At 45.5% G+C, this 12,953-nt stretch carries 15 protein-coding genes; 10 read left to right on the top strand and 5 right to left on the bottom strand.

What is annotated here, in order from left to right; translation table 11 throughout:
* Positions 1-132 precede the first annotated feature (132 nt).
* The 5 genes from AEA42_RS01375 to AEA42_RS01355 all read left to right on the top strand — a co-directional run bounded on the left by AEA42_RS01375 (position 133) and on the right by AEA42_RS01355 (position 2,314).
* Entirely contained in the window at positions 133-411 is a 279-nt protein-coding gene (locus AEA42_RS01375) for a peptidylprolyl isomerase (RefSeq protein ID WP_011623210.1), read from the top strand.
* A gap of 74 nt (positions 412-485) precedes the next feature.
* Complete coding sequence (locus tag AEA42_RS01370; protein ID WP_055646749.1) at positions 486-1,022, top strand: GNAT family protein; 537 nt, start codon at positions 486-488, stop codon at positions 1,020-1,022.
* 70 nt (positions 1,023-1,092) lie between these two features.
* Positions 1,093-1,323, top strand: coding sequence for an RNA-binding S4 domain-containing protein (locus tag AEA42_RS01365; protein ID WP_037417290.1), 231 nt, complete (start codon positions 1,093-1,095; stop codon positions 1,321-1,323).
* Positions 1,324-1,345: 22 nt separating this feature from the next.
* A complete protein-coding gene (locus tag AEA42_RS01360) occupies positions 1,346-1,732 on the top strand; it encodes a ribonuclease E inhibitor RraB (RefSeq protein WP_037417296.1) in 387 nt (128 codons plus the stop codon).
* 195 nt (positions 1,733-1,927) lie between these two features.
* Complete coding sequence (locus AEA42_RS01355; RefSeq protein ID WP_055646748.1) at positions 1,928-2,314, top strand: hypothetical protein; 387 nt, start codon at positions 1,928-1,930, stop codon at positions 2,312-2,314.
* Between the two features lie 94 nt (positions 2,315-2,408).
* Here AEA42_RS01355 and AEA42_RS01350 read toward each other — a convergent pair whose 3' ends face one another.
* On the bottom strand, positions 2,409-3,233 hold the full coding sequence (locus AEA42_RS01350; RefSeq protein WP_037428116.1) for a transporter substrate-binding domain-containing protein: 825 nt from the start codon (positions 3,231-3,233) through the stop codon (positions 2,409-2,411).
* A gap of 132 nt (positions 3,234-3,365) precedes the next feature.
* Between AEA42_RS01350 and AEA42_RS01345 the strand changes: the two genes are divergently transcribed.
* The 5 genes from AEA42_RS01345 (at position 3,366) to AEA42_RS01325 (ending at position 9,790) form a co-directional block, all read left to right on the top strand.
* Positions 3,366-4,424: a DUF2157 domain-containing protein gene (locus tag AEA42_RS01345; RefSeq protein ID WP_055646747.1), complete on the top strand. Its 1,059-nt coding sequence runs from the start codon at positions 3,366-3,368 to the stop codon at positions 4,422-4,424.
* Entirely contained in the window at positions 4,417-5,541 is a 1,125-nt protein-coding gene (locus AEA42_RS01340) for a DUF4401 domain-containing protein (RefSeq protein ID WP_047536161.1), read from the top strand. The genes AEA42_RS01345 and AEA42_RS01340 overlap by 8 nt, the downstream gene beginning before the upstream one ends.
* On the top strand, positions 5,541-6,056 hold the full coding sequence (locus tag AEA42_RS01335) for a GDYXXLXY domain-containing protein (protein WP_047536158.1): 516 nt from the start codon (positions 5,541-5,543) through the stop codon (positions 6,054-6,056). The genes AEA42_RS01340 and AEA42_RS01335 overlap by 1 nt, the downstream gene beginning before the upstream one ends.
* 236 nt (positions 6,057-6,292) lie before the next feature.
* The gene (locus AEA42_RS01330; protein ID WP_055646746.1) at positions 6,293-9,139 is read left to right on the top strand and encodes an ExeM/NucH family extracellular endonuclease; all 2,847 of its coding nucleotides are present in this window, start codon (positions 6,293-6,295) and stop codon (positions 9,137-9,139) included.
* A gap of 222 nt (positions 9,140-9,361) precedes the next feature.
* A complete protein-coding gene (locus AEA42_RS01325; protein WP_055646745.1) occupies positions 9,362-9,790 on the top strand; it encodes a DUF6678 family protein in 429 nt (142 codons plus the stop codon).
* Between the two features lie 58 nt (positions 9,791-9,848).
* Here AEA42_RS01325 and AEA42_RS01320 read toward each other — a convergent pair whose 3' ends face one another.
* From AEA42_RS01320 to AEA42_RS01305, 4 genes are all read right to left on the bottom strand, one after another.
* Positions 9,849-10,745, bottom strand: coding sequence for a hypothetical protein (locus AEA42_RS01320; protein ID WP_055646744.1), 897 nt, complete (start codon positions 10,743-10,745; stop codon positions 9,849-9,851).
* A 10-nt stretch (positions 10,746-10,755) separates the two neighbouring features.
* On the bottom strand, positions 10,756-11,514 hold the full coding sequence (locus AEA42_RS01315) for a hypothetical protein (RefSeq protein WP_055646743.1): 759 nt from the start codon (positions 11,512-11,514) through the stop codon (positions 10,756-10,758).
* On the bottom strand, positions 11,514-12,047 hold the full coding sequence (locus AEA42_RS01310; RefSeq protein ID WP_037430976.1) for a hypothetical protein: 534 nt from the start codon (positions 12,045-12,047) through the stop codon (positions 11,514-11,516). Before AEA42_RS01310 ends, AEA42_RS01315 begins: the two co-directional genes overlap by 1 nt.
* Positions 12,048-12,139: 92 nt before the next feature.
* A complete protein-coding gene (locus AEA42_RS01305) occupies positions 12,140-12,424 on the bottom strand; it encodes a J domain-containing protein (RefSeq protein ID WP_037417359.1) in 285 nt (94 codons plus the stop codon).
* Positions 12,425-12,953 lie beyond the last annotated feature (529 nt).

The raw sequence follows: 12,953 nt of genomic DNA, 5'->3' as shown, positions 1-12,953 counted from the left end.
GGTGCGGTTTAAAGCTTTTTAATTAAACATAATGTTTTTATACTCAACATTCACATCTCGTTTTCAGTCATAAAAACGGGAACCATATGATATTTGGGGCAAATGTCTCAGCATTATTCAGGGAGTTTTATCATGGTTCAGGCTACAGCAAGACATTTGTTAGTCAGCAGTGAAGAGCAGTGCCAAGCACTTAAACAACAGATCCTCGACGGTGCTGATTTTGCGCAAATCGCGCGCGCTCATTCTTCATGCCCATCGGGCGCTCAAGGTGGTGAATTAGGTTCATTCGGCCCAGGCATGATGGTGCGTGAGTTTGATGAAGTGGTATTTAGTGCGCCATTAAACGTGGTTCAAGGTCCAGTTAAAACCCAGTTTGGTTACCACTTACTCGAAGTCACCAGCCGCGGTTAATCGTCTTCTTGCCGAGACAATGGCAGCGTTTAGCTGCCATTTTTTTTAGTTCGTCCATCCATTGGGGAGCCGCTATGCTTGAACTCTATACCGACAGATTAAGACTTCGCTGTTTACAAGAGCAGGATTGGCCACACTTCTTGGCATTACACCAAGATCCTGACATCAATCGCTACGTGCGTATTCCTGAGGCTCCCGAGGTTATCCGGCAAAAGTTTGAGCGGCGTGAGGTCATTTGGGATTATACCTCTGGCGATTGGCTTACGCTGACGATCGAAACTCTGGATACCAGTGAGTTTATCGGTTTAACCGGTCTTCATTGCCAAAGTGTGGAAGAACAACGTGCTGAGGTCGGTTATTTGCTGGCGCACGCGGGACAAGGCAAAGGCTATGCCACTGAGAGTTTGCAAGCTGTCATTGATTGGGCCTGTTTGAGCTTATCAATACATAAATTCGTCGGATACTGCGCCAAAGACAATATAGGTTCGGCACGAGTGATGGAAAAATGTGGTTTTCAACTCGAAGGCGTATTTAGGCAGCATTTTAAGATAGGCGATGAGTGGCTAGATGAATGCGCCTATGGCCTGCTCGCCGATGAAAGGCAAAGATAAGTTAAATTATCTGCATCGCAATGGACATGCTGCTATAATGCCGCAGGTTTATTTTTTGAGGCGTATTTAAGTGACGCAAATTAATCAGTTAGTTTTGCATCCCGGCGAAGATTTTATTGAATTGTACAAAGTATTAAAGGTACAAGGTATGTCGAATGCCGGTGGCGAAGCGAAGCATGTTATTGATGAAGGTTTGGTTACCGTCAATGGCGAAGTAGAAACCCGCAAACGTAAAAAAGTCGTTGCGGGTGATATTGTCAGTTTTAACGGTGAATCGGTTCAAATCATTGCGGCTGAATAAGCCTGATACTGTGGAGTAGGATATGCAATTTCCAGACGACGATAATGGTAAAATGCTGGCCGCAATGGCTGAAGCCGGAATTGACCTTACTAAAGCCCTCGATGTTGATTTCTTTTTAGTTTTTGATGATCAGCGTGATGCTGAAACTGCACTTGAAGAATTAGCCAATTCGGATCTCGAAGGTGAAGTTGAGCTGAATTTGAATGATGAGCTAGGCAAGTGGGAAATCATCGTATGCATCAACATGGTGCCAGACTACGATGACTTGGTTGAGCAAGAAACCATTCTCAATGATTTTGCGGCCGAGTTTGGCGGCATGACCGATGGTTGGGGTGTGATGCAACACCAAGACGGCGATGATGAGTTTATGGACGATGATCACGTTCATGATGAGCATTGTCATCACTGATTTATGCCATATTACCAATGATAAAGGAGCCATAAGGCTCCTTTATTTTTGTCTCTCAATAATATTCCTGCGACTCGATTTAAATCCATCTCATACTCATTACGAAATGTAACTAGGCTTAAGCTGGTCTTACAGTTAACGCAATCAGATGCACTATTCTCAATTCTTGAAGAGCATCAGAGGAGGGGAAATATTATGCAGTTAACTATATTGGTGGCGGCGTTATTGAGCTTGATGATTTGTATTTATTACCTATCGCAAGGAAGATTACAGATTATAGCCATGCTTCAGGGAGCTAATATTGCTCAATTAAATAAGCAAGTGTTACTTAGTTTATTCTATTGCCAAATGGGCTTTTTGATCACAACGAGCCTCAGCTTATTTGCTTGCGCGCTAGGTGTCGTTCCTCGTATGTATGCCTACAGTTTATTACTATTTATCGGTTTAAATTACGGTATTTTTGCTATTTGGCATTGTCATATCGCCAAACTTGGTCAACCCGACAAGAGGTTTAGTTTATATATCATGGCATTGAGCCTGTTGTTGGTATCATTATTTACCTTGTTGGGAGCATTGCACTAATCCGTTTTATCAATATCGAGTTCGCACTGAGGGTTTGAGATTTAATATTGTCTTTTAGGCACCATAGTGCTCACTAAATTGCTGTCAATACATCTTAGTGTGTGATTTGTCCTGCACTATTATGTTCGCTGGCGAGCTCTAAACCATATTGGCGCACGAGCTCTGTGAGTTTGCCGTTTTGCTGCAATTGCTGTAACCAAAGGTTGAGTTTATCTGGGTGTAGTTTCGAATGTGGATTGATTAACACGCCATGATAATAATGTTGATCCCATTGATTTGATACATAGAGTTGTTGATCTTGCGGATTTGAAGCGAGGTAAAAATTGAGGTAGGAAATGGTCACTGGGGCAATTTCTGCGCGCTTTCGAAGTACGGTTTCAATGGATGCTTTATTGCTGTTTACAAAAACGACCTTGTAGTTTTTTTCAAGCACTGCAGGATCGGTTTCGAAGTTGGCAAAGCGATAGTGGTAGCCTTTAACTAATGCTAGCGTTCGCTCTTTGAACAGAGCAAAAAACTGAGGATCTTTTACTTTTTCCTTCAAGGCGATAAAGACTTCGCCATCATGGATATGTAGGGGGATAAATGCTGTATTAAGTTTTTCCCACCCCCAGCGTGGATTTTCAAACATGATCATATCGAATCTTCCAGCTGCATAGGCTTTATATCTATGCTCTATGCTGGTGGAGACAAATTCAAAGCTGATTTCTTGCTGAATTTGGTTGAGGGCGTTGATGAGATCAAGCGTTAAGCCTGTATAACGGCCATCGCTCTGTAAATTGACATAGGGAGCAAATTGATAGCCCCCAACACGAATAACGGGTTTTGTCTGAGCCGGAGAAAGGGGACCTGCAGTTGCAACACTGAATAAATTCAACACTAGGCCTAATAGTAAATTCAGTAATACAGCTAGTCGCATAAGTTATCCTGTTTATCGTGAAGTCTTAAGCTTATCTTTAACAGAGACAAGTTAATACAATTAATTATTGCACTTAAGTTGGTTAAATGCGTATTTTGTGTGAGTCAGTATCAAAAATAAGGAAGTTTCATATTGCGCAATCTTACTTCTCAAGTTTATGAGTGGCTGGAGCAAGGACATATTACTCGGGCGCAGGCAAATGAGTTGTTTCGCAGCGTATTGGTGTCGCCCAACTCTCTCAGTTGGCAGCGGTTATTATCCCTTTTGCTTCAGTGGGCGGGGGCGTTAAGCCTAGTGACGGGGATTATTTTCTTTTTTGCTTACAATTGGCAGTCCCTAGACAGAATAAGCAAATTTGCCCTGATTGAAGCCGCGCTATTGATTAGCCTTGTGTGCTTTGTTTGGCTGTATTACCGCAGCATGTTGAGGCAAGTTGATGCCCATCATCATCTTTTTGGTGCCACGCTTGCAAACGTGGCACTGTTAGTGGTGAGTATGTTAATTGGTGGACTTTTAGCCTTGGTGGGCCAGACCTATCAAACGGGAGCGGATCCTTGGCAGCTATTTGCGTTGTGGGCATTAGCCATTATCCCCTTAGCTTGGGTGGCAGGTTTTGATGGCTTATGGTTGTTATTACTCGGGTTAGTTAATTTAAGCCTTGGACTCTTTGCTGATACCGCATCCTACCTTTTGGATGAACAGATTTGGTTATTTGTCTTTGCGGCTATTAATCTGACTATCTATTATGTTTTTGTGTTTATGGGCAAAAGCCAGAGCAATCGCTGGCATGCACCACTTATGCAGTATGCGAGTTCACTTGTGGCCATGGGCTGTTTTACCTTATTGCTCTGTTGGATGATTTTTGAACCCAGTGATTCTAAGGCACTACTTGTAGGTGTGTGGGCTGGTTACTTTATTCATTTGTTATTGGGATTCTGGTGGTTCAGGCACAGATTATTACAGATTTATCCGTTGGCTTTGGGCGGTTTTAGTTTGATTGCTGTGGGTGCTGTGCTATTAACCGAACTGCTGTTTAAGAATAGCGATCCTATAGGCGGCTTTTTATTGATTGGGCTTTATATTATTTTGGCAAGTACCGGCTTGAGTACTGTGTTAGTACGATTACAACGGCAATTTAGCGCCGAAATGACGCCAATATCCCTCGTAGGAGAGGAGCTGAGTCATGAATAACCCCCTCACTGATTCGACTCAAGATCCTGGTGCTTCAGCGGCGCAAACGCTTTGGAATAGTTTGTATGCAAAGGGCGAAGTGAACGCACCAGAACGGCCCCAATCCCATGAAATACCTTGGTATATTGCGTTGATGCAAGCCTTTGCAGCTTGGATTGCCGCCTGGTTTTTATTGGGCTTTATGGCGTCACTTTTCGATAGTGTATGGGGGCGATTCGAAGGGGGAGCCGCTCTGTTTATCGGTTGTATCTATTTAGGCTTAGGACTCGCCTTGTATTGGGGCGGGCGCCAACAGCACTTTTTACAGCAATTTGCCTTTGCCTCATGTTTAAGCGGTACGCTTGCCCTTGCTTGGGGACTGTTTGATTTGCTCGGCGATACCTTTAATCTTGCTTGGTATCTGAGTATGGCCGCTTTGTTTCTGTTGCTTTGGGGCATGATAAAACACAAGGTTGCTCAATGGGTATTTGCATTCTGTTTATTAGCCTGTTTGACGGGGCTGTTGGCTGAGTGGCATTTACTCAACTTAACACCGACTTTGCTGGTGTCGTTACTGAGTGTGGTGCTATTAAATATCCATCGCACAGGATATCACTATCAGAGGGCGAGGATGTTGGTCTATGGTGCTGCTTCACTTTTGCTCTCCATTCAACTAATACATGTCTTCAGTATGGATAGGATCTTCGAGGCGTTATTTATATCCGGTTGGCAGTCGGGAATGGCAGTTAGTCATTTACTCGTAGTATTTACTCTTTGTGGTTTCCTACTCGTTAGTCTGTTTAACCAATGGCAAATCTCACTCATCGCCCCCAGTGGGTTGTTTGCGTTTTTAGGCCTAGTGCTGATTACTGCACTGTCTTTACCCATGCAGGGTTTATCGACAGCTGTGTGGCTTATATTGTTGGGGCACTATGCAAATGAGTCTTGGTTGAAGGGAATGGGTATTGCTTCAGGGTTGGTTTTTGCTGGTGGTTATTATTATTCATTAGAGACAACGCTGATGCTTAAGTCGCTGTATTTGATGGGATTAGGATTGTTACTGCTTGCCGCGAGATTAGTGATGTGGCGTTACTTTCCTATCTCAGACGCACAAGCTGAGTTAGAGGAGCATGTGTAATGGGGACGGCTATGTTGTGTTTAGCGAACAGCCACCGAAGAGTCCTATTATTGGTTGTTGTTACTGTGGTGGTCTTGCTGACGATGGTGAATTGGCGAATCGCCCAGTTTGAGCAGTTATTGCAAGATGGCAAAGTGGTGCGTTTTGCCTTAGCGCCAGTGGATCCTCGCTCGATTATGCAGGGGGATTATATGGCCTTGGAATATGCCATTGCACAGGAGGTACGCGCCGCGTTGCCTGAGGGGATGACGCAGGGGCAACTACTGTTGACTCTCGATTCGCAAAAAGTGGCGCACTTTGTCGGTATTTACCGTGACCAGCCCAAAGCCGCCGATCAACTCACGGTAGATTTTCGCCTGCGCAATCATAGGGTAAAGCTGGCCTCAAATAGTTTTTTCTTTGAAGAGGGCCAAGCTGACCACTTCAGCCAAGCCAAATACGGCGAGTTTAGAGTCAGCGAACGGGGAGAGTTGTTGTTGGTGACGCTGCTCGATGAGCAGCTGCAACCGCTATAACGGGAAACCGTAATGGATGTTAACAAGATGGTGAGTTAGGCTCGCCATCTTCGCTATTTTTCCTAGTACAATCCGCTAAATCGTTGCCTAAATATCCATCTTAAGTTGCAACTTAAGTGCAACTAATTTGTAACCTTTGTTCCCTATAGTATCGTCAGTTTTCGAAGCTGAATGCTTCGTAAAATGGTCAATCATAAACTCAAATATCAATATAAAAGATACTTTTAGGGGTCATTATGTTTAATAACAAAACGCTGTTGGCGTTAGCCATCAGTAGCATCTGTGGCGTTGCTCATGCTGCCGATAATCTAATTATTTCTGAATATGTTGAAGGCAGCGGCAATAACAAAGCCATTGAGCTGTACAACCCAACCGCCAACAGCATCGACTTAAGCCAGTATCAATTGCGCTTCTATTTTAATGGCAGCACAAATGTGGGCACGACTATCACCCTGAATGGCACCTTAGCGGCAGGGGCAACTTATGTTGTCGCTGATAACGACGCATCGGCCGATATTCTGGCGGTGACGAATCAACAAAGCAGCGCGAGTTTTTTCAATGGTGATGATGCCATTGTGCTGACCTATCAAGACCAAGTGATTGATAGCTTAGGCCAAGTGGGTGTCGATCCAGGCAGTGAATGGGGCAGTGGTGATTTATCGACCCAGGACAACACGCTACGCCGCAATCCCGATCAGTTAATCGCCGATCCTATTATTGATGATGCTGTCACCTTTAATACATGGTTAGGTTTTGCCAAAGACGATATCTCGGATTTGGGTAAGTTCAGTGCAGGCACACCTACCGATCCTGTTGAGCCGCCACCGAGTTCATTAGCCTGTGGTGAAGCCTCAACGCCTATCCATGCTCTGCAAGGTTCGACCAATGTCAGTCCGTTAAACGGACAAACCTTAGTGGTAGAAGCCATTGTGGTGAGTAACCAAGAAGCTGGCCTAAAGGGCATCTTCGTGCAAATGGCCGACAACGAAGCCGATAACGATCCACAAACTTCTGAAGGGGTGTTTGTTTATACCGGTAATGCGCCTACGGGTTACGTGGCGGGCGACCGTGTACGTTTAAAGGCTAAAGTCACTGAATATCAAGGCTTAACGGAACTGACTACCGTTGCCGATCATAAACTTTGCGTTGCAGGACAAGCTTTGCCGAGTGCCGCGGTAGTAACTTTACCCGTCAACTCAAGCGATGATTTTGAGCCCTTTGAAGGCATGCGCGTACGCTTTAGCCAAGATCTGGTCGTGAACGAAGTCTACAATTTGGGCCGCTATGGTGAAATTTCACTCGGTAGCAGCCGTCACTTTATTGGGACACAAGTCGCTGCGCCAGGTGCCGATGCTTTAGCCGTCACGGCGGCCAATCTCAAAGACAGTATTTTACTCGACGATGGCTTAACGGCGCAGAACCCTGATCCGGTTATTTTCCCTGCGCCAGGTTTAAGCGCATCGAACACTGTGCGTGTGGGTGATAAAGCCACGAGCCTTACTGGTGTTATGCACTATGGCTTTAATCTTTATCGCATTATGCCGACTGAGCCCGTTAATTTTGTAGCGGAAAATCCTCGCCCACAATCACCAGTGCTTGCTGAAGGCGGCAACCTGAAAGTCGCCAGCTTTAACGTACTGAACTACTTTAATGGCGATGGACAGGGCGGTGGTTTCCCCACTGCGCGTGGTGCCAATACCCTGAGTGAGTTTGAGCGTCAAAAAGCGAAGATTGTCAGCGCTATGGTGGGGATCAGTGCCGATGTGTTTGGTCTGATGGAAATCGAGAACGATGGCTTTGGCGCCAACTCGGCGATTGCCGATCTCGTGGCGGGCCTCAATGCCGCCGTGGGTGAAAATCGCTATGCTTATGTTATTCCAAAGGTCAATGGCAGCAGCTTAAGTGCGATAGGTACGGATGCGATTACCGTCGGTTTAATTTATCGCAGTGACAAAGTGAGCCCTCAGGGGGATGCGCGTATTTTATCAAGCGCTAACTCTCCCTTAGATGACGCCGCGCAGCCGCTGTTCGACGACAGCAAAAATCGCCCTATGTTGACTCAAGCCTTCGCGCTAAACGGCAGTGAGGAAAGCGTGGTGGTTGCTGTTAATCACTTGAAATCTAAAGGCAGTGAGTGTGCTGGCGATCCAGATATGAACGATGGTCAAGGCAACTGCAATATTACCCGTAGTCGTGCAGCAACGGCGGCAGGGCAGTGGATTGCCGCGCAGTATCCTGAGCAAGGTGTACTGCTGATTGGTGACTTAAACTCCTACGCCAAGGAAGACCCGCTGATGGCATTGGCTAACGCTGGCTTTAGTGAGTTGTTCGCCAAACTTGAAAAAGCTAATCCTTATTCCTATGTATTCTCGGGTGAATCGGGACAGTTAGACCATGCGCTCGCGAATGCTGCGTTAGTGGATAAAGTCCTAGATGTGACTGAGTGGCATATCAATACCGACGAACCACGTGTGTTAGATTACAACGAAGAGTTTAAGACCCCTGCGCAGGTGCAAGACTTGTACGCTAGTGATGCTTATCGATCATCTGACCATGATCCTGTGGTGATTTCACTCCTGCTCGAAGCGGAAAACGTAGCTCCTGAAGCCAGCTTCACTCAGCTTGTGAATGGTGCGAGTGTGCAACTGACTTCAACCTCCATTGATAGCGACGGCCAAATTGTCTCTATTGAGTGGGACTTTGGCGATAATAGTCAAGGTATTGGAGAGGCGGTATCACACACTTATGCGCAAAGTGGTGATTATCTAGTGACGTTAACCGTAACGGACAATGACGGCTTAAGCCATAGCAGCTCGCAAATGGTGTCAGTGGTGGTTGAAAATGTGAAGAAACCACCCGTTGCCCAAATTCAGCGCATCAATCTATGGCTGGTCGATATGTTTATTTCGACTAGCTATGACACCGATGGGGTTATTAAGCAGCATAAGTGGAAGTTTGATAATGGCACCCGCGCCAATGGTCCTGTAGTACTGCGTCTGGCGCGCCGCGGAGAGCATACCGTCGAATTAACCGTTAAAGACAATGATAAATTAACGGATACGACAACACTGACATACCGTTAAGCGTTAGCCTCTTTCTTTAAATATCAAAAGCCTGCTGTTGCAGGCTTTTTACTTTGATTCACTTACTTAATTCATCACTTACTTAATTGACTATATTAACTGGCTATATTAACGGACTATAGCGTGCTTGAAATTCAAGCTAAGTCGCTGTAAGTACATCCTCGCTTAAGCTAAGATGACGCCACTTATGGATTTTTACTCACAGGGAGCACACTCATCGCAATGAATGCAGACACCTTGGCGTACCTCAATCAGTATCAATTAACCTCAGTGATGAACCTTACTAAATGGCGTAAGCTTGAGCAGGCACTCCATGAGGCACCAGAGTTTGTGCCCCATGTGCGTTATATGCTGCTGGAGGATGAAGGGCCAACCCCAGGTTTTACGCCAGTGTGGTGGGACGAGTTACTCGCTATTTGCGAGAGGATTGAGTGGCTTGAAATTGATCCGCTGAACAGAGAGCACCGCGGCAGATTGCTGCCGGAAAAGACCACGGATTTTACAGATTATATTGAGGCGCAACTGCATAAGTATCGGCTTCCCTACAGTAAAGAAGCTCAAGGGATCAGGATTTGGGGCTATCTACGCCCCGATGCAACTATGCCTGTATTTGTTATTGCGGCTGGTGGCGAGACGATAAAGGAAGCGTAAGCAAATTCAGACGACAGATAAAAAACGGGGCGCTAATTGATTAGCGCCCCGCTAAGGATTACAGCACGATATAAAGTGGCCAGCCGAGTAGACCGACGAGTCCTTCTTTATGCTCGAATCTTTCTAAACGCTCAGGTGAGGCGTCATTGAGCAGCAGCTCACGGTAGCTTTTTGCAAAATGCAGTGTTCGCAGCAATGCTGGCGCAAAGTTTTTCCCCAAATCTTTACCGATAGTCTCGGCCAGCTCCGCGGGGAGTTCCGCCAAGGCTTTTTGGGTTTGCTGCTCGATATACTCAAGGCTAAACCATTCGTCCTGCAAGCTGATTTTGGCAATGCGCTTTTTCAAATCTTGTCTGACTTTGGCATTATCAAACAACATCCGATACAGCACGGCTTCGGCCAATACGCTCTCTAGATTTAAGAAATCCAAAGGATCGTAGCTGGTTTGGGCATAAAACTGCGCCATTAGCGCCGCAATCGATTGCTGACGTTGGTGCTCGACCAATGCATCCTGATAGGCCTCATATCCAAGCCACTCTTCGGCGTCAGGCGGCGTAGAGACTTGTTCCAGTAGGAATTTATCCACATCACCATAGAGTGATTTGCCATTGACTAGCTTATGTTTGCTCACCACGCTGAGCATGCTCCAGCCCTTTTGGAAGCATTTGACCACGCCGTCGCTGGTGAGCAATAAACGCAATGCCTGTTGTTGATCTTTATTCGATAGTTCCATTAACCCGAGACTAACGACGCCAATCACATCGTGCGCCGCTTGTTCCAGTAAGTGCATCTTGTACTTGTTGTAGAACTTATCTGCCAATTTGAGGCTCATCAAAATGGCTTTAGATTTGATTTGTGCGAGCTGCTCACCGCTAAGGGTGTTGTCTGCTTGGCCTTTAGCCAACACCTTGCTCAGGTATGGGCCTTGGTCTAAATCACGCAGTACCAGTTGCATCTAGGAATCCTTAATCTAAAAAGCTAAACATATCATCCACTTCTGCGTATTCGTCCGTGACTTGGTTTTTCTCTTTGGCTTGGATAACTAATTCATTAACGAATTTGTTAATGATTATTTCCCAGCCAGAGCTTTCGTTACGCAGCAGGTTTTTAATGGCTTTTTCTACATCGGGTGCCAGTTCATGGATTAATGCCATCAGACTACGTGGGTCATCTAGGCTTAAGCTATGGGCTTCTTCGCTGGCGACGCGGTTGTCATAGCCGACGGTATCAGTATCTTCTTCATCGTCATAATAATCGTTGAAGTGGTCTTCATCGTCGTGGCGTTCGCCCAGCATCATCTCGATAAAAGGGATAGACAGATAGAAGAGGCCGGCGGGATCTTCGGCAATGCACTCTAAAATAGCGGTTTGTTTTTCTTCGCTATCTTGAATACGAATTAAATAAGTTAAAAAATCAAAGGTATGCTGAATGAGTTCTTCGGCATTATTTTTGATTTTTTCTTCCCAATACAAAGGTTGCTGACAGACGATGTCGCGAATTTGCTCAGGTGTCATCAGCTCCGACATAATTGACGGGCAGGAGATATCGTGGTGACTGTTGATTTGCGTCAGTGTCACAATATCCATTTTTTCAATGACTTCGACTAATTGCTCATCGTTCATTGTGGTGGCGATGAGTTCGAAACGTTTACTGGCCTGTTTTGGCTCGACATCGGCGAGCTCTTTAATCTCGGCAACGGTTATCTCAATGAGACTGGTGTTCATTAGCGGTCCTCATCATCGTACTGATCGTAATAGCCATCTTCCTCTTCGCCGTCATCATCATCGTCATCGGAATAGTCGGCGTAATCACTGTCTTCATCTTCAAAATCATCGTCAGCACTGCGTTTAGGGGCTGGCGTACTTTTGCCTTGGTTTTCCAATAAGTACAGCACGGCGCAGCTTTCAATCAGTAAATCCTCTGAGTAAGCGCGCACTGCTAGCACTAATGGCAAATCGGCATTGTTAAAGCCGATTGTGACCTTAAACTCATCCCACTCAGGTTGCGTTGCCGTATTGATCCAATGGGCCCATTTGAGCTTGGCATCACTTGGAAATTTGACTCGGCCATACAGTGCAACCGGCAAATACTCGGGTACCGACTCGAGCATTTTAGGATCGGCTTGTAATACTTTTTTGATTTGACTGGTAAATTGTTCCAGTGCCTTGGGGGTATCCGGGTCATCATAGGACTCGATATTGTCGTAGGCATTGGTCTTAAGCTCATTAATGCGTGAGATATTCAGTTTTTTGGCCATGGGCTTGTCTCGAAATAAAGCGCAGAAATAATTTATTCGGCGTAGAAAGTGCGGATTTAACCGCTCGTTAATTCGGCGCTAAAAATAAAATATTAAGGGTAGAACTGATCCCATAATTCACGCATTGCGCCATTCGGATCCGTCACTATCACATTGTTGAAATCTCGGATAAACGCATTTCTAAGCTTCGGATCGGACAAGACTTCATACGCTTTTTTGACGCGTTCAAGTTGCTGTGACGCTTGCTCTTTTTCGTCATCAGAGGCACCTAACAACTTATCAGGATGATACTTGTTTGAGAGCCGACGATAGGCTTTTTTAATGTCGTCTTCTTTGGCGCTAGGTTTGATACCAAGCACACTAAAGTGGTTAATCATATTTGTACCTGCAGGCGATGGATTGGTATCGCAAGATAAAGCTTGAGTGCTGATTATCTGCCAATTTGTGGAATTATGATTAGTCAGCGACGGATCATAGCAGAAATGCGTATTGGGCGGCAAACGACTCTGTTGGCATTTATGACTGAAATCGTGGCATTTATTAGGCTTGATGAAAATCGCCGGCGCTTTTGGAAATGAGATATATAAAGCCGAACAGGGGCAGGGGAAAAGATAAGTAAACTGAGTGAGTTGATGGCTGGTTATTTGGAGGGGATTTGAGCCAACGACCTTCGCCCGTTGTTTATAAGGGGCTGAGCCCGACGGGCGAGTAGTTACAACTGATTGAAACAAATATGGAGCACAAGAAGTGAATTTTAGGCACAAAAAACCAGCTTAATGCTGAAGGATCCCCTCATAAATCAGCCATAGCATAGCCATATTTGAGCAACTGATTGGCGAATAATACCCAGGCCGCCAGCAATTCTTTCTCCGTGATTTGATAATCAGGCCGCCTGAGTACCTCCAA

The organism is Shewanella sp. Sh95, from assembly GCF_001308045.1.
In the GTDB taxonomy this organism is placed as follows: Bacteria; Pseudomonadota; Gammaproteobacteria; order Enterobacterales; family Shewanellaceae; genus Shewanella; species Shewanella xiamenensis.
The sequence above is the reverse complement of the archived record's forward strand: the minus strand, read 5'-3'. Positions and strand labels throughout refer to the sequence as shown.